This is a genomic window from Arthrobacter sp. PsM3, assembly GCF_030433895.1.
In the GTDB taxonomy this organism is placed as follows: domain Bacteria; phylum Actinomycetota; class Actinomycetes; order Actinomycetales; family Micrococcaceae; genus Arthrobacter.
On sequence record NZ_JARUXE010000016.1, the window covers coordinates 16,075 to 33,434 of the forward strand.

The 17,360-nt window shown below is 67.8% G+C and carries 18 protein-coding genes and 3 pseudogenes; 8 read left to right on the forward strand and 13 right to left on the reverse strand.

Annotation, left to right across the window (positions count from 1 at the left end; all coding sequences use genetic code 11):
• Positions 1-29: 29 nt before the first annotated feature.
• Positions 30-1,729 (reverse strand): annotated as a pseudogene (locus QCD75_RS10300) (alpha-amylase family glycosyl hydrolase).
• A 27-nt stretch (positions 1,730-1,756) separates the two neighbouring features.
• Entirely contained in the window at positions 1,757-2,260 is a 504-nt protein-coding gene (locus QCD75_RS10305; protein WP_301228261.1) for an HtaA domain-containing protein, read from the reverse strand.
• A 182-nt stretch (positions 2,261-2,442) separates the two neighbouring features.
• Between QCD75_RS10305 and QCD75_RS10310 the strand changes: the two genes are divergently transcribed.
• The 3 genes from QCD75_RS10310 (at position 2,443) to QCD75_RS10320 (ending at position 5,323) form a co-directional block, all read left to right on the forward strand.
• Positions 2,443-3,423, forward strand: a complete 981-nt coding sequence (locus QCD75_RS10310; protein WP_301228263.1) for a S1C family serine protease — start codon at positions 2,443-2,445, stop codon at positions 3,421-3,423.
• Between the two features lie 210 nt (positions 3,424-3,633).
• Entirely contained in the window at positions 3,634-3,948 is a 315-nt protein-coding gene (locus tag QCD75_RS10315) for a hypothetical protein (protein WP_301228265.1), read from the forward strand.
• Positions 3,949-4,480: 532 nt separating this feature from the next.
• Entirely contained in the window at positions 4,481-5,323 is an 843-nt protein-coding gene (locus tag QCD75_RS10320; RefSeq protein WP_301228388.1) for an AfsR/SARP family transcriptional regulator, read from the forward strand.
• A 51-nt stretch (positions 5,324-5,374) separates the two neighbouring features.
• Here the strand turns inward: QCD75_RS10320 and QCD75_RS10325 are convergent.
• A pseudogene (locus QCD75_RS10325) lies at positions 5,375-5,891 on the reverse strand (DUF4113 domain-containing protein); the annotation flags it as partial.
• A 676-nt stretch (positions 5,892-6,567) separates the two neighbouring features.
• On the opposite strand from QCD75_RS10325, the gene QCD75_RS10330 reads away from it, so the two are divergent.
• Together QCD75_RS10330 and QCD75_RS10335 are read left to right on the forward strand one after the other, a co-directional pair.
• Positions 6,568-6,891, forward strand: a complete 324-nt coding sequence (locus tag QCD75_RS10330) for a hypothetical protein (RefSeq protein ID WP_301228267.1) — start codon at positions 6,568-6,570, stop codon at positions 6,889-6,891.
• A gap of 353 nt (positions 6,892-7,244) precedes the next feature.
• Entirely contained in the window at positions 7,245-7,496 is a 252-nt protein-coding gene (locus tag QCD75_RS10335; protein WP_301228269.1) for a dihydrofolate reductase family protein, read from the forward strand.
• 39 nt (positions 7,497-7,535) lie between these two features.
• Here QCD75_RS10335 and QCD75_RS10340 read toward each other — a convergent pair whose 3' ends face one another.
• Both QCD75_RS10340 and QCD75_RS22365 read right to left on the reverse strand, forming a co-directional pair.
• Positions 7,536-7,850 (reverse strand): hypothetical protein, encoded by a 315-nt coding sequence (locus tag QCD75_RS10340; protein WP_301228271.1) that lies wholly within the window; start codon positions 7,848-7,850, stop codon positions 7,536-7,538.
• 410 nt (positions 7,851-8,260) lie between these two features.
• Positions 8,261-8,680: a dihydrofolate reductase family protein gene (locus tag QCD75_RS22365; protein WP_441005466.1), complete on the reverse strand. Its 420-nt coding sequence runs from the start codon at positions 8,678-8,680 to the stop codon at positions 8,261-8,263.
• Between the two features lie 542 nt (positions 8,681-9,222).
• On the opposite strand from QCD75_RS22365, the gene QCD75_RS10350 reads away from it, so the two are divergent.
• Both QCD75_RS10350 and QCD75_RS10355 read left to right on the forward strand, forming a co-directional pair.
• The gene (locus tag QCD75_RS10350; protein WP_301228273.1) at positions 9,223-9,435 is read left to right on the forward strand and encodes a hypothetical protein; all 213 of its coding nucleotides are present in this window, start codon (positions 9,223-9,225) and stop codon (positions 9,433-9,435) included.
• Between the two features lie 133 nt (positions 9,436-9,568).
• A complete protein-coding gene (locus QCD75_RS10355) occupies positions 9,569-9,862 on the forward strand; it encodes a hypothetical protein (RefSeq protein WP_301228275.1) in 294 nt (97 codons plus the stop codon).
• A 28-nt stretch (positions 9,863-9,890) separates the two neighbouring features.
• Here QCD75_RS10355 and QCD75_RS10360 read toward each other — a convergent pair whose 3' ends face one another.
• The gene (locus QCD75_RS10360) at positions 9,891-10,511 is read right to left on the reverse strand and encodes an L-threonylcarbamoyladenylate synthase (RefSeq protein ID WP_226762233.1); all 621 of its coding nucleotides are present in this window, start codon (positions 10,509-10,511) and stop codon (positions 9,891-9,893) included.
• Here QCD75_RS10360 and QCD75_RS10365 point away from each other — a divergent pair.
• Positions 10,488-10,880: pseudogene (locus QCD75_RS10365) on the forward strand (NAD(P)H-dependent oxidoreductase); the annotation flags it as partial. The gene QCD75_RS10360 and the pseudogene QCD75_RS10365 sit on opposite strands and share 24 nt — an antisense overlap.
• Before the next feature lie 32 nt (positions 10,881-10,912).
• Here the strand turns inward: QCD75_RS10365 and QCD75_RS10370 are convergent.
• From QCD75_RS10370 to QCD75_RS10400, 7 genes are read right to left on the reverse strand one after another with little or no spacing between them, the layout of a single operon-like run.
• Positions 10,913-11,608, reverse strand: a complete 696-nt coding sequence (locus tag QCD75_RS10370) for a DUF5134 domain-containing protein (RefSeq protein WP_301228278.1) — start codon at positions 11,606-11,608, stop codon at positions 10,913-10,915.
• A 10-nt stretch (positions 11,609-11,618) separates the two neighbouring features.
• Complete coding sequence (locus QCD75_RS10375) at positions 11,619-12,746, reverse strand: XdhC family protein (protein WP_301228280.1); 1,128 nt, start codon at positions 12,744-12,746, stop codon at positions 11,619-11,621.
• Complete coding sequence (locus tag QCD75_RS10380; RefSeq protein WP_301228282.1) at positions 12,739-13,602, reverse strand: SRPBCC family protein; 864 nt, start codon at positions 13,600-13,602, stop codon at positions 12,739-12,741. The genes QCD75_RS10375 and QCD75_RS10380 overlap by 8 nt, the downstream gene beginning before the upstream one ends.
• Positions 13,602-14,867: a vWA domain-containing protein gene (locus QCD75_RS10385; RefSeq protein WP_301228284.1), complete on the reverse strand. Its 1,266-nt coding sequence runs from the start codon at positions 14,865-14,867 to the stop codon at positions 13,602-13,604. The genes QCD75_RS10380 and QCD75_RS10385 overlap by 1 nt, the downstream gene beginning before the upstream one ends.
• On the reverse strand, positions 14,867-15,799 hold the full coding sequence (locus QCD75_RS10390) for an AAA family ATPase (protein ID WP_301228286.1): 933 nt from the start codon (positions 15,797-15,799) through the stop codon (positions 14,867-14,869). The genes QCD75_RS10385 and QCD75_RS10390 overlap by 1 nt, the downstream gene beginning before the upstream one ends.
• The gene (locus QCD75_RS10395) at positions 15,796-16,446 is read right to left on the reverse strand and encodes a nucleotidyltransferase family protein (RefSeq protein ID WP_301228288.1); all 651 of its coding nucleotides are present in this window, start codon (positions 16,444-16,446) and stop codon (positions 15,796-15,798) included. The genes QCD75_RS10390 and QCD75_RS10395 overlap by 4 nt, the downstream gene beginning before the upstream one ends.
• The gene (locus QCD75_RS10400) at positions 16,430-17,359 is read right to left on the reverse strand and encodes an XdhC family protein (RefSeq protein ID WP_301228290.1); all 930 of its coding nucleotides are present in this window, start codon (positions 17,357-17,359) and stop codon (positions 16,430-16,432) included. Before QCD75_RS10400 ends, QCD75_RS10395 begins: the two co-directional genes overlap by 17 nt.
• Position 17,360 lies beyond the last annotated feature (1 nt).

Here is a 17,360-nt window from a genome sequence, read left to right on the forward strand (position 1 = left end):
GCAAGCCGCGGTTCGGAGCGTCCGAAGCCCTAGGACACCGGCGTTACCCTGAGCCAGACGAACTGCCAGGGCTGGAGCCAATTCCTTGCTCAAGCCCCATCAGGTTTCCGGTCAGGACATTGACGGCGCGAGCCGCGAATCCGGAGAGGGTCAGCGCGGGCACTTTCCGTGCCGGGTCGCTGAAGTTGGCGAGGGCCAGTATCCGGGTTCCGTCGCAGGGCCGCTGGTAGCCGAGGACCCCCGGAATGCCGGTGGCAAAGTCCAGCAGCTTCGTCCCGGCCATTTCCGGCGTGCGGGACCGGACCGAAATCATGGTCCGGAGCCCGGCGAATACGGCGCCCTCGGAGCTGGAGGGGTCGCCGCGTCGGGCATACCGGTCGGCCGGGAAATGCGGCAGTCTCCCGTCCGGGGATTGTCCTGGAACGGGACGCCATGGGCGAAACTGCCCGGGAATCGGTGGCGTAGAAGCATTCAGGAACCTGCGGTGGTCGAATCCGTTGATGCCCAACCCGGCGGCGTCCTCGTCGGCAAAGGTCCAGCCGATGTCGTCGTGGCTCCGGACGTAGTTCACCCGGGACGTTCCCTCCGGGATGTTGTGCCGGTGCTCCAGGGCCTGCGCCAGGAGGGAAACGTCCCGGGTGGCCATGGCTTCCCAGGTGAGGGCCATCTGCAGGGGGTTGTAGGAGAGCTGGTATTCGGCCGGGTCGATGTACTGCGCCACTTCGTCGGGGTGCACGATCGCCTCGGACTTGAACAGCAGGGAGGGTGCGGAGAGCCGGCAAACGGCGTTGAAGGCCCGCAGCAGGAGGTGGGCCTCCGGCAGGTTCTCGCAGGGCGTTCCCAACTGTTTCCAGATAAAGGCGACCGCATCCATCCGGAGGATGTCCACTCCCTGGTTAGCGAGGAAGAGCATCTCGCCCGCCATCGCCCGGAAGACCTCAGGGTTGGAGTAGTTCAGGTCCCATTGGAAGGTGTGGAATGTCGCCCAGACCCAGCGACCGTCGAGCATTGGCACGAATGAGCCCGGATGATCATCCGGGAAGATCTCCCGCACCTCTGTCTCGAACGCGTCCGGCATGGTCCGGTCGGGATAGATCCAGTAGTAGTCGCTGTAGCCAGGATCGCCGGCGGAAGCCTTGCAGGCCCACTCGTGTTCATCGGAGGTGTGGTTGAAGATCAAGTCCAGGACGAGGCTGATGCCGTTGGCCCGGAGCTCGCCGGCCAGGGTGCGCAACTGTTCCTTGGTGCCGCGCTTGGGGTTGACTTCGCGGTAGCTGGAGACGGCATAGCCGCCGTCGGAGTGCGGTTCGGGTGCCAGGAACAGGGGCATCAGGTGCAGGTAGTTGAGCCCAAGTTCCTTGAAGTAGGGGATCTGGGCCCGGACGCCCTCCAGATCCCCGGCGTAACGGTCGACGTAGCACACTCCGCCGAGCATCTGGTTGGACAGGAACCAGCCGCTGTTGTCCTCGCGGGCGGCGTCGAGGGCCTTCAGCTCCGCTGGGCGCACCGCCCACGACTGGGCGGCCTGGTTGACGAGGGCAGCGAGCTGGTCCAGCCAGTCGGTCCGCGTCCCGTAGAGACCGTGGAATAATCGGGCGAGGTCGGGGAGGTGGGCGTCAAGACGGCGCCGGAAGTCGGCCGTGTCCTGGTCATCCGGCGACGGTCCCCTGTCCAGAGCGGCGAGCACATGCCGGCAGGCTGCTTCAACAGCGTCCGTGGCTTCCACCATTGAAGTTCTCCTTTGAGGTTCCGCGGGCTAGCCGGCGATCCGGATGAACACTGGATCCATCGGCTGCCCGGCGGCATACTGGCCGTCGAAGAGTTCGGACCCCTCCGGGGAAATGACGACGTCGACGTGTTCCCAGACCAGGGATCCGCCGGCTTCGTGCGGGGTGGAAGGGCTGAGGAAACCGACGGTGGTGCGGTCCTGGCCGCCGCCGTCGCCCGAGCTGATGGAGAGCACGCCGCTGCCGCTCGTGAAGGTGATCCAGGGGTCCAGGAGCCGGACCAGCAGCATGCCGTGGTGGCCGGCGAGCCGGACATCCCCGCGGAAGCGCAGCACCCCGGTGCCGCGCGCGGGGTCGTAGTCCGAGGATTCGGGACTGAAGCAGAAAAGCGACGCTGCGGCGACGGTCGCCCCGCCGGTCGCCGAAACGGACCCGTCCGGCAGGCTGGTGATGTAGTCGATGAAGCTGCGCTTGATGCCCCAGCTCAGGCCCAGCGGAGGCAGCGGTTCGGGTGAAGCGGACGCTGGGTTCACGTAGGTTCTCCTGTGGCTGAAAGTCTGGTCTCCTCTGAGCCTAGCGGCGGAACGCCGTCCGGATTAACTGCCGCCCTGGGGGCCCGACTTCCGGCGTAGTTCTCTGAGGGCGTAGGGGGCGCCGGACTACCCCTGCCCTGCCGGTGGTTGACTTGGATAAGTACCAGTTCAGGAGGTGCGCTGTGGCCACTGCGATCAGCCGGGTCCCTGGCCCCGAGGCGTCCGAGGACCCCCTCGATTCCTACTCCGCAACAGTGATTCGCGTCGCGGCTGCGGTGACGCCCCATGTGGCGGCACTCGAAGTGACAGGCGCCGGGCGGAACGGGCGATTCCGGATGGGCGCCGGCTCTGCCGTCCTGTTCACCTCCGACGGGTACCTCCTCACCAACGCCCACGTCGTGGGTGGCGCCCGGGCCGGCAGCGCGGTGTTCTCCGACGGGACGCCCACGGCCGTGGAAGTGGTCGGCTCGGACCCACTCTCGGACCTGGCAGTCGTGCACGGCAGGGCCCCCACGGCGGCGCCGGCGGAGCTCGGCGATGCGGAGTCACTCAGGGTGGGGCAGCTGGTCATCGCGGTCGGGAACCCCTTGGGCCTCTCAGGCTCCGTGACCGCAGGTGTCGTCAGCGGGCTGGGCCGCTCCATTCCCGTCCGGTCCGGACGCAACCGCCGCATCATCGAAGACGTGATCCAGACGGACGCGGCACTGAACCCGGGAAGTTCCGGCGGGGCGCTGGCGGACGCGCGCGGCAGGATCGTTGGCATCAATACGGCGGTGGCCGGGGCCGGGTTGGGTCTGGCGGTTCCTGTCAACGCCACGTCGCGGCGGATCATCGCCGCGCTGCTCAAGGACGGACGGGTCCGGCGTGCCTATCTGGGGCTCGTCAACACCCCTGTCCAGCTGCCGCCAAGCTCTGTGGTCCGGACCGGACACCGGGAAGGGCTCCTCGTGGTCGAGGTCCTGGTGGACTCGCCCGCCGAGCGGGCAGGACTTCGGTCCGGCGACGTGCTCCTCAGAGTCGGTGAAAAAGCCGTGTCCAATGCCGAGAGCCTGCAAAAGCTGCTGTTTGCCGAGGCGATTGGTGTGCCGTTGGAATTGGTGGTGCTGCGGGACGGATCGGAAATCCGGATACTCACCGTTCCCGAGGAAATGAACGATAAGTGATGGATTCGCCCCACCCTTGAATGTGAATAGCAGAGCTATTTCGCTCGTCTATGGCAGTGCCATCTGGTCTGCGAGGGGACGAGAACGGAACCGTTCGGTCGTCGTCGCAAGGCAAACACCGGCATGTGCAGGAAGTGAGCCTTTATGAGTGCGACATCGGCACAACCGCCTCGATAGCGCCGTGCACGTGCAGCTGGCTCGCAATTGCTCATGGAACAGTTCCTGCCAGGACTCGATTTCTCCGTGGCGCATTCCGACATCTTCCCGGGCACCCGCCGCCAGTGCTCCGAGGCAGCTCGTGAGATGGACTTCTTTCAGGCGTCGCTGGTTCGGACACTGCTCGGCATCCGGGCCCTGCCACAGCGTCTCGCGTGCAGCATGAGGGGACGCAGGACGACAACGGCTCCTGAAGCATCCCGGCGCACGTTTCGGCTGAAGGATCTGGTCGGTCTGGGTTGGATCTCGCTCGGCGAGCCCCCGGCCATGGAAATGGCCCTTGGCCAAGTGAGTGGCCCCTGGAAGTAGGTCGTGGCCGCCGCCTGTTCAGCCGCGACTGGGTGCCTGCCCCTTTAGCTCACTCATCCGTCGAAGAGCGCCGCATGCTCGCGAAACAACTTCGACGGCCGGATCCGGGCAGGCCGAAGGACGGCAAATCGGACCGCCTACACTAGCGGGGGCTCGCGACGGAGTTCGGAGAAGTGTGCGGCAGGGCGGTTCTGCAATACTTTGACTCGGTCAGACTACTCACACTAGCTCCGGTGAATACTTAGTGGCGCTCCCGGGTGTACTCGACTTTCCGCAGCATAAAAAGTCGGGTAGCGTCATTGCTTGTGGCCCCTTGTTTCGCGTGGCAGGGTTTTCATAGAAAGTCGGATGGGAAGTGAGTCTCGGCACGTTTCTGTAATTCTTTCCGGCTCTCCGAAAAGCGAATACGTATTGGGTGGGGAAATCGGAGATCAATGTGGTTAATTTGGGCGGTCTCACGCCAGGAATTTCGGTCAGATTATTCGGGACATTCGAGATCCGCAGAAATGACGCCGTGCTCACGGCGGCAGACATGGGCGGCTGCAAGGCCCGGCACATTCTGGAAATTCTCTTGCTGAATCTGGGGACCCCTGTGTCCAAGACACGCCTCGTGGAGATCCTCTGGGGACCCCAGGCCAGCGATGGGTCAATCGCCACGCTGGAGAGCTATGTCAGCGGCATACGCAGGGCGATCCAGCCCGGCAACACTAAGAAGGGTCCGCTTCGCACCGCCAACAGCGGCTATGTCCTGGACCCGCAACTTGTGGAACTGGATCTTTCGATGTTTCGCCAGCTGGTCCAAGCGGCCCGGCAGTCGGCGCCGGCCGAGGCCCACCTGCTCTCCATGCAGGCTCTGGAACTGGCTGCTGAGCCGTTGCTCGGCTTTGAACTCGTGGCTGACTGGGCAGAGGAAGCGCGGGCGCGGCATGCGGCCGAGAAGGTCGGCGCCCAGATTCTCGCGGCAGAGACTGCGGCCTTCCTCGACAATCCCCAGCTGGCCATTTCGCTGGCACAGGCTGCCATCCGGTCCGAGCCGTTGAACGAACGGGCTTGGACCCTTCTGGTCGCGGGATACGAGCAGGCCAGCCTGCCGGTGGAGGGGCTCTCAGCGTACGAGCGTTGCCGCCGCCTGTTCGACCGGGACCTGGGTTGCGCCCCGGGACCGGCCCTTCAGGCCGCCCACCTGAGGCTGCTGCGGCAGCGTGCCGAGGGAAACACCGAACTCTCCGAAGTCCTGGCGGCGCTGCTTTACCTGGGCGAGCGGCTGCATGGGCCCAAGTGCACCCCGCTCGCCGAGGCGGAGTCCCGGCGCTTGCAGGAGAAGGCTGGCCGTGTCCTGGGCTCCTTCCTGCAGCAGGCGCTGGCCGCCGTCTAATAACGGGGGAGGACGCCAACCCGCCTGACCCGGAGAATGCCTACCAGGCATTTACGCGGCCTTGACGATGGGAACCTCGGCCCAGTGCGCCGTGTACCGGGGGGCAGCATGTCGCGCTTCATGCTCCAGTCCGGGCCGCCCCGGACTCCCGCGTGACCCAGGCCGATCGAACCCCGGCCGTACTTCCGGCTGACCTCCTCCAGGATCGAGCCGATGCCGCGTTCCTCGTGCGGATCTCCAAGACCGGCAGGGGTGCCTGGTTGCCTTTGGGGCGCAGGTCGGTGACCATGATCCCGGCACGGACGTACTTGACGCCGTCGTCGATCCGGGGGAGCAGGTCGTACGCCGCCCTCGCCAGGAGGACCGGGTCAGCGGTGGGCATCGGCAACGGAACGCAGACAGAGGGGCACGGGCCGGCCTGGGTGCTGAAGTAGGACGTGGCGGCGAACGCAGTCAGCACCTTGGCCTGCAGCCCATGTTTCGCCTGGCGGGCGCTGGCCTGCTGGGCGTAGACGCCAAGCCCCTGGCGAAGCCCGGCGCCGGTGGTGATCGGGGCGGCGTGGGAACGCCCAGTTGCACCGGATGCATGCTCGGCGCGATGTGGCGGTGCATGAGTAGACTCGGAATGCCGTCCGGGCTTACTGTCACCTTTGAACCCCTCAGGACTCTCCCGCGTTTGATGCAGAAATATTGCGGCTGAAGGGAGCTGATTGCCTCTGACTCGGGCCTGGCGTGTCCGACGATAGACTCCCGTTATGGGAATGGGGGAAAACCGCACCAAGCGTGGGGGCCAGAGACGCCTGGTTTGGATTCTTGTCACTGCACTGCTGCTGGTCGGCCTCGCCACCTGCCAGATGAGGCGTGACCCTAACCCTGTGATCCAAAGGTGCAAAGACGCTGGCGGAACCTGGATTGGGGCAGAATTCGGCCCCAACCCTCACTGCGCTCTGGGTTAAGATGCGCCAGGGCGGAGCGTTTGGGGGACCATATCTGGGGGTCAGCCCTGCTCCTTTTTTGCTGCTGCCATCTCCAGCTGGGTGAGCTTCTACTTCTCGGCACATCCTCTGGCTCCCGATGGTCAGCGGCTCATTTTTTTCTGGGGGATTGAAGGGGCCGCAGTAGTTGGCCTGACCTACCTGGTCGGCGGCCTGGTCGGTTGCGCCGGGCTTCTTCTCCTGCTTCCGTCGCTGATTCGCCGGGTCCCCCTCCGCTGGCTTCGAGTGACAACAGGGTGGGCAACAGTCGTGGCCGCTATTGCCGCAGCCCCGTTCGTGGGGCCATTTCTGCTGGTCTCATTGATCCTCTGCTTCGGGACTACTGTCCGTGAAGTCGCCCCGGACGGGCGCTCGATCATCGTCACCCAGGATCAATTTGATGGCGATGCAGTCCATATCTACACGGAATTCGATGCCTTCCACTACAGGTGGTACAGGGAGGCGCCGGAGCTCTCCGGCCCGCGGACCATCAGCAGCGAGAACTGCCACCTCGAGTCCTCCGGGGAAGGACTTGTACTTAGTTGTGGCGCAGGCACGGTGACGATCCACTCCGACCAGCGCCCCGCCGGCTGAAAAGCACCCGTAAACCGCCGAAGGTGCCCTGCCGGGGAGCTATTCGTTCAAAAAAGGCACGAAGACGGCCACCGCGCCTTCCGGCGCCACCGGGGGTATTCGAATGCGCAAGATCATCCTCATGATGTCGGTCTCCTCCGCCACTTGAACGGGCAGCTCCGGACGGTGGGAGCCTTCATGTTCGGACGCGTTACCCATGAGCTGATGGCCGGATACTGGCCCACTGCCGACCAGGACCCGGACATGCCGGCGGAACTGGTTGAGTTCGTGGGGATCTGGCGCGCGATGCCCAAATTTGTCTTTCGCGGACACTCACGCGTGCGGACTGGCGCACCACGGTGATTCACGACGTCGTGCCTGAACAAATCGCGGAACTGAAGGCGCAGCCCGGGGGCGACATCGCCCTTAGCGGCGCCAATCTGGCCGCGACGTTCCTGCGGCACGGCCTGATCGACGAATTTCGGATTCTCGTCCTTCCCGTGGTCCTGGGTCAGGGCCGGCCGCTGTTCGAGGCCCCTGATGTCCGGATGGACTGCAGACTCGAGGGGACGCGGGCGTTCGGCAACGGCGTGGTATTGCTTCACTACGCGAACGACCGCGCCTGAAATGCGGACCGGCCCGGGCCGATTTCCGCCCAACCGCCCCTACGGGATGATGGTCATTGGCTTCATTGGCATCACACACGACGCCCGTTGCAGAGACGCAGCGGCTCCATCGGCACGGTTGTTCTTGCCGGTGTCATCGCACCAGTCGATGTTGTACGGTATGGCCGTGACCGCCGCGTCGCCGACGGCCGTTTGAGATGGGACCTCAAAGGTGTAGGTGAACCCGCCGGCGTCATCCATCGGGGCAGTTGCGTCGATGACCTTCGCGTTCGTTGCGTCGATGACGGTTACTTGGATACGGGCGTTGACGCCGTAACGGGGATTGCAGTCAGCATCCGGCGCGGTGACCGTCACTCTCTCCCCGGCTTGCGCAGTCGCCGGCTTCACGAGAAATCAAGGCGGAAACACGGCGGTTCGCCGTTCCCTGTGGAAGCAGCGCATCCGGATGCAGCACCTACGAGCAGGACGACACCGGCCGCCATGAAAACCGGCATGCTGTAACTTCGAACTCGATACCTGGGAGCGAGCGCCATTTCCTTATTATCGGCTGGTTGGCAGCGAGCGAATACACCCACCCGATATTCGTCCCCGTATCGCTGCCGGAGTCTCCTGCTGACTCTGCAAATTCGGAGAGCAATTCAGTCAAAAACTGCCCCGCGGGCAACCGTTTCCGCCTATGTTTGCACCGGATGAAGTCTCGTTGACGGCACGCTCGGGGGCCGAATCCTCCGCGGAATGACGTCGGTCGATTGAGCGTCGGCTTGTTAGTGGATTATCCGACAGCGCACGTGGGTGACGAGGCGGGTCCCGCTCACTTCCGTCGGCTCAAGCTTAAGGTTCGCGACGCCATCCAGCAGCCGCTCGCCCGCTCCCAGGACGATAGGCGCGATGTGGAGCCGCAACTCGTCAATCAGCCCCGCCGGAAGGTGTTGGCGGACCGTCGACGCGCCTCCGGCATCCGCCACGTACTTGCTGCCAGCGTCGTGTGGCGGAGAAAGGAAGGAGCCCCTGGTAGCGTCAGCGAGCCTGCCGGCGCTCGTGGAAGGGCTTCTGCGCGCGATCATCGCCGTCTGGGGACGCCGGCCTGGATCGGTCCGCGTCTGCACGGCAACGACTTCGAGACCGGCGCGGACGAGTCTCGCAGCCATGGCATCAGCGGACCAGAAGTAGGCGGTGGTCACCACGTGGGGGAAGGCTTCGCCGTCCGCACCATCAAAGAACCCCGTCAGGAGGGTTCCTCCCGGGCCAAGGCAGCGCCCGAACTCGACCAGAGCGGACGGAAGGTCTTCTGGACGGAGGTGGATAAGGGAGTACCAAGCGAGGATCCCCCCGATCTGCCCGACTTGGAGCCCGAGGCCCGTGAACGACGCGACCCGGAACCGACTTCGCCCAGTGCGCGACAAGCCGCTGGTCCTGCTCGTTCGCCTTATCCACCGATCCGAACAGCGAGATGTATTCGGACGCGCGCTTGATACACGCATCACGAACCTCTGTCTCCATCATCGGCTCCGAGCCGATACGACCCTGTCCCGCCCGAGCGGCATACTTTGCTTGAGCAGAAGCAGCGGATCGCCAGACGGCACGCCCTGACCCGTATCGCTGACAGAACCGCACCACTGAGCTGGCCAGCTTCGGGCAGTTGTTATTCGGCATGGCCATGGGAGTCGAAGGGCCACTGGAAATTGGCTGCCAGCAGGCTGTGACGCCGGACAGGCTCATAGCCAGCATGAGTGCCACGAGGCGTTCGGTGAACCGGGGAATGATCGTCATCGGAGCCCCCTTGGGCGGCGTCATGGCCACCGTCGCGGGTACCGGTACGGCGCTCTGGGCGGCCGCCGCGTTCCTCCTCCTGGCCTCTCTGGTGCTTCCGTTCTCGAGGTTCAGAGACGCGCGGATAGAAGTCCAACAACTTTCCGACGAGGAAGCACTCATTCCCTGAGCGGTGACCGCGCGCATGGCCCGATGTTAGCTTCGTCACGTGCCGGGTTTTCGTCGAAAATCCGGCTGCGGCGGGCCTCATACTTGAGATGACTCCGGCGGACATTCCCCACCGCCAGGCATGAGGAGGGTCCATGAAAACCTTGAAAATCCTTCAGAGCACTGCGAATAGCACTGTGACGAACGAGTACTTTCCCGCGGCGGCGGTGCTGGCCGGAGTGATCCTGTTCTGGGGCCTCGGGCTCTTCGGTGGCCTGTCACTGCTGAGCGACCACCAGTCGATGCTGACCACGCTCACCTGGTTGCTGTTCGTCTACGCCGCTGCGGTGCTCACGCCCATTGCAGGACTGGTTGCGGTAGTGGACCTCTCACGCCGCTGGGTGCGCAACCGGGCGTCGGGCGTCGCAGGGCCAACCGAGACGGCGTAGGCCGCCAAACGGGGTATTCGAACCGGGGCTATTCGAACCGGGCCGGGTCGCCCATGCCGCGCCTGACGACTTCGGCCACGCCGCTGGAGTAGTCGATCACCGTGGTCGGCTCCGCGCCGCAGTCGCCGGAGTCAATCACGGCGTCCACCACGTGCTCCAGCCGTTCCTTGATTTCCCAGCCCTGGGTCAGCGGCTCGTCCTCATCCGGCAGCAACAGCGTGCTGGAGAGCAGCGGCTCGCCCAGCTCGGCCAGCAACGCCTGGACCACCCGGTTGTCCGGGATGCGCACGCCGACCGTCTTCTTCTTCGGGTGCAGCAGCCGCCGGGGGACCTCCTTGGTGGCAGGCAGGATAAAGGTGTAGCTGCCGGGAGTGACGGCCTTGATGCTGCGGAACACATCGTTGTCGATCTGCACGAACTGGCCCAGCTGGGCGAAGTCCTTGCAGACCAAGGTGAAGTGGTGCTTGTCATTGAGGTGGCGGATGGCCCGGATCCGGTCGAGTGCGTCCTTGTTCCCCAGCTGCGCGCCAAGCGCATAACAGGAGTCGGTGGGATAGGCGATGAGCCCACCGGAACGGACGATCTCCACGGCCTGGCTGATGGAGCGTGCCTGGGGGTTTTCGGGGTGAACATCGAAGTATCTCGCCATGGGAAGAGCTTACGCCCGACGGCGGCCCGGCCGTCCAACGTCCGGCCCACCAGTCAGCCTCCGGTCCCCGCGGCGGAGTACGCCGCCCGATTCCGTGGACTTGAGTGCGCAGCCGCCTACCCGGACCGACGCGTCGACGCCGCCCGGGAGCAGGAGCTCTTGCGTGAGCATGACACCATCGTGTTGCAGTTCCCCTGGCACTGGTGTTCGGTTCCTGGCGTGCTGAAGGAATGGATGGACCAGGTCATCACCTACGGCTTCGCCTACGGTGCCGGCGGGGACGCTTTGCACGGCAGGCGGCTGCAGCTGGTCATCTCAACACCGGGAGCTGCTTTCCCCGGTGACGGCAACCGCCGGCCGCTGATTGCCCGGACGCGGCCCGCACGCGGCCCTTGCCGGTGTCACGCCGTGAGCGCCGCGAACATAACCGCCATCGACGCCGCACCAACGACGTCGAGGATGGTGTCCGCACGGCGCCGGCCGTGGAGGGAGCCGGGCCGCCGGAGCAGGTGCACGGTCCACACCGCTGTCGCCAGGCCGAACGCCACGGCCAGAACCAGCGCGGTCTGGCTGCTCCAGCCCTGGTCTGGGCCCGGCAGCGCCAGCCCCGGGGCTGGGACGCCGCCGTGGTGCACGGCCTGGCCCAGGCTGCCGGCAGCTTGGACGCCGGCAGCCTGGATACCGGCAGCTTCCGGGACATGGTCACTGCGGAGGTCCATGGCCGCGAGCATGTAGGCCATGGCAGCCATGGTCAGCGCGTAGTAGAGCAGGCGGCCGCGGCCGGCGGGTCCCGGGCTGCGGCCCGTCCCGGGCCCGGCGGCGGGAACAGGCCGCCCGGCCAGGGTTACGGAATGGCGGGAGACAGTGCGGAGGATGTACCACCATGCGGCGAGGCCGAAGAAGAGTATCTGGGGCAGGACCACCCACCGGACTCCCGGGTTGAGCATCAGCACCATGGCCGCCATCATTGCAGCGTGGAGTCCAAAACCGATCCGGGTGGCCGCCGCCGACTTGCGGCCGGCGCGGAAGGCCGCGTACAGCAGCGCTGCCAGCAGCAGTGCCGTCAGCGCGCAGCGCAGGAGATCGTTCCCGATCAACGGTGCCCGGTCAATGCTGCTCGTCGTGGTGGATGCGCTCCCCGAGCTCCCGGAGTGGTTCCCCGCTCCCGCTCCACTGCTCGGCGATGAACTCCGCGGCGATGGACACGGCCGTCTCCTCCGGGGTCCGGGCGCCCAGGTCGAGGCCCACCGGGCTGTGCAGCCGGGCCAGCGCCTCCTCGCCCAGGCCTGCCTCACGCAGCCTCGCAATCCGGTCGGCGTGCGTCCGGCGGGAACCCATGGCACCGATGAAGGCGATCGGCGGGGCCCGCAGGGCGACGTCCAGCAGCGGAATGTCGAACTTCGGATCGTGCGTGAGGACGCACATCACGGTGCGTTCATCCACCAGGCCCTTGTCCAGCTGCTCAGCGAAGTAGCGGTGCGGCCAGGCGTTGACTACCTCGGCCGCGTCGGGAAAGCGTGCGGGGGTCGCGAAAACCGCCCGGGCGTCACACACCGTGACGCGGTAGCCCAGGAAGGTTCCCAGCCGGGCCAGCGCCGAGGCGAAGTCGATGGCGCCGAAGACCAGCATCCGCGGCGGCGGGGCGTAGCTGGCGAAGAAGATCCGCATTCCGGCGTCCAGCCGCTCCCCGTCGGGGCCGTAGCTGAGGATGCCCGAGCGGCCGGCGGCCAGCAGGCCCCGGGTGTCATCGCCCACGGCGTGGTTCGCCCGCTCGGACCCGAGGTCGCCCTCGAAGCCGTCCGGCCGCACAACCAGGTGCCGGCCCAGCCAGCTGGCGTCCGGGTGTTCGATCACGGTGGCGACACCCACGCGCCGCTCCCCGGCGACGTCCTGCCGCACGGCGTCGAGTTCGGGGAAGCTGCGCCGGGAGACCGGCTCGACGAAGATGTCGATGATCCCGCCGCAGGTCAGGCCGACGGCGAACGCGTCGTCGTCGCTGATCCCGTAGCGCACCAGAACCGGAATGCCGTCCTCCCTGACCTGGGTGGCCAGCTCGTACACGGCGCCCTCGACGCAGCCGCCGGAGACCGATCCGGTTGCCTCCCCGCCGGCGGTGACGAGCATGGATGCGCCAGGGAGCCGCGGGGCCGACTTGAAGGTGCTCACCACGGTGGCCAGGCCGGCGGTGTCACCCTTCTGCCAGCCCGGCATCATGGCCGCCAGGACATCACGCACGGTCGATCTTCAGCCTTCCGATCGCGCGGATCATCCGGAACGCGGACAGGCGTCCCGTCCAGTAGGAGAGGCACGCCACGACCGCCACCAGCGCCAGGACCTTCCCGGGGCTGGAAAGCTGCTCCGCCGCGATCCCCTTTGCGAGGCTGAGGGCGTCCAGGCTGCCGGCCGGCGCCGGTGCGGGCGACGCTGCAGCGGCCCGGGCGGGTGCGGGGGCGGGCCGGGCCGCTGCGGGCAGGGCTCTCGGAGGCAGGCCGGGAAGTTCGGACGCCGGAGCCGGGGCAGCCGCCGCGGCGACCTTGGCCGCGGCCGCCTGTGCCTCCGCCTCCGCGTCGAGCCCGGCTGCGGGCACGGGCTCCGGCGCCCCGCCCGCTTCCAACGGTCCGGCGGCTGGAGTTCCGGCGGCCGGCGCGGTGACCAGGGCCTGGAGATTGCTGGCGAACAGGGCCATCATCTGTTCGGTGACGCTGCCGATCACGCCCTTGCCCATTGCCGCGGCCTTGCCGGACAGCGACAGGTCGGCGTTGACGGTGCCCCGGGTGGTGCCGCCGGGCTCTTCCGCCAGCAGCAGGGTCACCGTGGCCTCGGCGGTTCCCTGGCCGCGGGTTTCCTGGGCTTTGCCGCCCAGCACGGCCCGGTGTTCGGCGGAGTTGCGCTCCACGACGTTCAGCAGGCCCTTGTACTGCATGTTGACCGGGCCCAGCTTTACGGTCATGCCTACCTGGTAGGCGTCGTCGGAGAGTTTGTTCAGGATCTTGGCGCCGGGGACGCAGCCGGCCACGCGCTCGAAGTCCATGATGGTGTCCCAGACCGTGTCGATCGGTGCGACGACCGAGAAAGTGCTGTCTATCTGCATTAGCTGTTCCCTCTTTCCTTGCGTAATGGCTGGCCGTCGCCGCGGATTGCGGCTGCCACCTCTGCCAAAGCCGTGTAGTTGTGTCCGCTGACGAAGGCATCGCAATACGGCAGGGCCGCCGCCATTCCGCCCGCCAGCGGCTGGTAACCCGGGGCGCTCTTGCGCGGATTGACCCAGATGATCCGGTGCGCGAGCCGGCGCAGCCGCGCCATCTGCGCCGCCACCTCTCCGGGGTCCTCCTGCGCCCAGCCGTCCGAGAAGATCACCACGACCGCGCCGCGGGCCACGCCGCGGCGGCCGTGTTCGTCGACGAAGTGCCGGATGCTGTCGGCTATCCGGGTGCCGCCGGCCCAGTCCGGGGCTGCTTCCGCGGCGCGGGCCAGGGCCTCGTCCGGATCGCGGAGCGCCAGCTGCCGGGTCAGGCGCGTCAGCCGGGTGGAGAAAACGAAGGCCTCGGCACCGGCAGTTGCCACCGCCCCCTGCAGCAGCGACACGAAGACCCGGGAGTACGGTTCCATCGACCCGGAGACATCGCACAGCATGACCAGCTTGCGGCGCTGCTCCCGGCGTCGTGCGTACAACAGCCGGGTGGTGTCGGTGCCGGAGCGCCGGGCCGCGCGGACCGTGGCGCGGACGTCCAGCCGGGCGCTGCTGTGCTCTGATTTGCGGGTGCGGCGGCTCAGTCGCCTGGGGGTGGCGAGCAGCAGCCGGGACGCCAGCCGCCTGATCTCGAGCACTTCCGCGTCCGAGAGTTGGGCGAACGACATCTGGTGCAGCCGCTCCTCTGTGGAGGCCACGGCCAGCACGGCCTCCCGCTCCGGGGTGTTGCGGTCCCCGCCGTCCGGTCCTGCGCTGGCAACCACGGGCGCCGTCCGCGGTTGCGGCGGCGCCTGTCCCGGGGCGCGGTCCTCGGCCGGGGAGGGCCGGGTGCGTGCCTGCTCCGGGCCGCCGGGTGGTGGCGCGGCGGGGGCCACGGGACTGCCGGACCGCGCAGCGGGGTCGAAGCCGCCGCGGAACACCGCGGAGAAGACGGCGTCGAAGACCGGCAGCTGCTCGCGGGTTGACACCAGCACCACCCGGCACGCCCAGTAAAGCTTGTCGGCATCGCTGGGCGGGATCAGGCTCAGGGCCTCGGCCAGCCGGACCGCCCGGTCCGGCGAGCAGGAAAGCCCTGCCCGGCGCAGAGCAGAGAGGAACGCCGCTGCCAGGCTGGCCGACTCCACCGCGGGGAGTGCTGCGGCCGTGGGCTGCAGGGTGCCGGCCATCAAGGGGTCCCCCCGCCCGTTCCGGCCACGAGCCAGTCGGCCCCGCGGGCGCCGACCAGTTCCAGGTCGTCGCGGTTCTTGACGACTGCGCCGAGGGTCTGTTCCGCCGTCGTGGCGTCGATCTGTCCGATGCCCAGCACGGCGAGGGCGGAGACCCAGTCGATGGCCTCGGAGATCCCGGGCGCTTTGGCGAGGTCCAGGGTGCGGAGCTTCGTGATCACCGCGGCGGCCTGCAGGGCCAGCGGGCCGCTGCTGGCCGGCACGCGGCGGCGCACGATCTCCGCGATCCGTTCCGGGCCGGGGTAGTCGATCCAGTGGTAGAGGCAGCGCCGGGTCAGGGCGTCGTGCAGGTCCCGCGTCCGGTTGGAGGTCAGGATGACGATCGGCGGGTGGGTCGCCCGGATGGTGCCGAGCTCCGGGATGGTGACCGCGGCCTCGGCGAGCAGTTCGAAGGTGAAGGCCTCGAACTCGGCGTCGGCGCGGTCGATCTCGTCCAGCAGGAGGACGGCGGGGCGCGGCCCGGGATGTTCGATCGCCTGCAGCAGCGGCCTCCGCAGCAGGTACTCCGGGCTGTAGAGGTCGGTTTCGGTGACGGAGGCGTCCCGGACTTCCGCGAGCCGGATCCCGAGCAGCTGCCGCTGGTGGTTCCACTCGTAGAGGGCCTCACCGGCGTCGATTCCCTCGTAGCACTGCAGCCGGTACAGCGGTGTGTCCAGCAGCTGGGCCAGGGCCTTCGCCGCCTCGGTCTTGCCGACGCCCGCCTCGCCCTCCAGCAGGATGGGCTGCGGCAGCCGGACGGCCAGGAACAGTGCCGTGGCCAGTCCGACGTCGGCCAGGTAGTCGTTGCGGTCCAGAGCCGAGATCAGCGAAGCGACGTCGGGGATCCGCCGCTGGACATCCTCCTCCGCACCGGTGCGCGCCGCGGTATTCATAACGCGCCTTCGAGTGCGGCCAGGGCCCGGCGGTAGTCCTCTTCCGTGTCGACGTCGGGCGGCACCGGTCCCGGAATATCGAGTGCGGCAACCTCGTCTGCGCGCTGCTCCAGCAGCTTCCAGACTCCCTTGTCGCCGTGCAGGGCCGCCAGTTCCGGCAGCATCCGCCGGGCGAACGCCAGGGGATGGCCCACGCCGTCGTCGTAGCGGCAGACGGCAATGCCGGGGACGCGCCGGCCGCTGCCGGGCTCTCCGGTGAACAGGAGCTCCAGCAGCGCCCGGACGGTGTCGCCCCGGACCCCCGGCTGGTCGCCGAGCAGCAGGACCACGGCGTCCGTGGCGGGGTGGAGCGCGGCGAGGCCGGCGGCGATCGAGGAGGAACAGCCCCCGCCGGAGTCCGGGTTGGGCACGATCTCGCAGCCGGTCGTGTCCACCGCCCGCTGCACCTCCCCGGCCGCACCTCCCAAAACCAGCACGGTCTGGTCGAAGCCGCAGCCCCGGGCGGTCGCCAGCACGGCGTCGAGCAGGACGCCGTGGCCGTAGGGGAGCAGTTGCTTGGGCCGGCCCAGGCGCCGCGACGCCCCGGCCGCGAGGACCAGGCCCGCCGTCCGGTGCGGTGCGGGCGGGCGTTCAGAGGGTGAGGGCATAGCGCTCCGGATCTTTGCGGAAGGCCGCGCGGCAGCCAGGCGAGCAGAAGTACACGGTGGCACCGTTGTGCTCGAGCCGCAGGGTGGATTCGCTGGCGGCGACGGTCATGCCGCAGACGGGGTCGGTCGCCGTCGCCGCCGCAGCAGGCGCGGATACCGGCGCAGGTTGTGCCGCCGGGCCGGTGTGCCGGCTCTTCGCCCGCTCCTGGATGAGCTGGGCCAGGATCGAGAGGGCGATCTCGCCGGGGGTGCGGGCGCCCAGCTGCAGGCCGGCCGGGGTGAAGACGCGGGCGCGCTGCGCCGGGTCGACGTCGAGGGATTCCAGCACCGCGGCGCCCCGGGTTCCGCTCGCCACGAGTGCGACGTACGGAACTCCGGCGCGGAGGGCCGCCTCAAGCGCGATCTCCTCCGCCTTGCCGTGTGAGGCCACGATCAGCGCCGCATCGTCGGCCCGCGGCGCCGCTGATTCACCGTCGGTGAGTTCCATGGCCAGGCCGACCCCGGAGCCGAGGGTTTCCAGGGCCTGCGCCACCGGCGTCGTGCCGACCACGAGCACCCGGGGCGCGGGGATGCGAGGCTGGAGGAAGATCTCGATGGCCCCGCCGCTCAGGCAGGGGTTGGAAACCTCCACCGCGCCGTCCCCGGCGCTGCGGGACGGCTCGCCGGGGACCACGCGCAGCAGCAGCGGTTCCTGAGACGCCAGGACCTGCAGGCTGTACTCCCGCACCGAGGACTCGACGCAGTTGCCGCCCACGAAGCCCTGGATCTCACCGCTGGGCATGACCAGGGCCGTGTCCCCCGCGTGGGCGCTGGTGGGATGCTGGGCGCGGACCACCGTGGCGTGCACAAAAGGCTCACGGCGGGAGGCAAGGTCGTTCGCGCGGGCTGTAAGGATGTCAACAGTGGGTGTCATC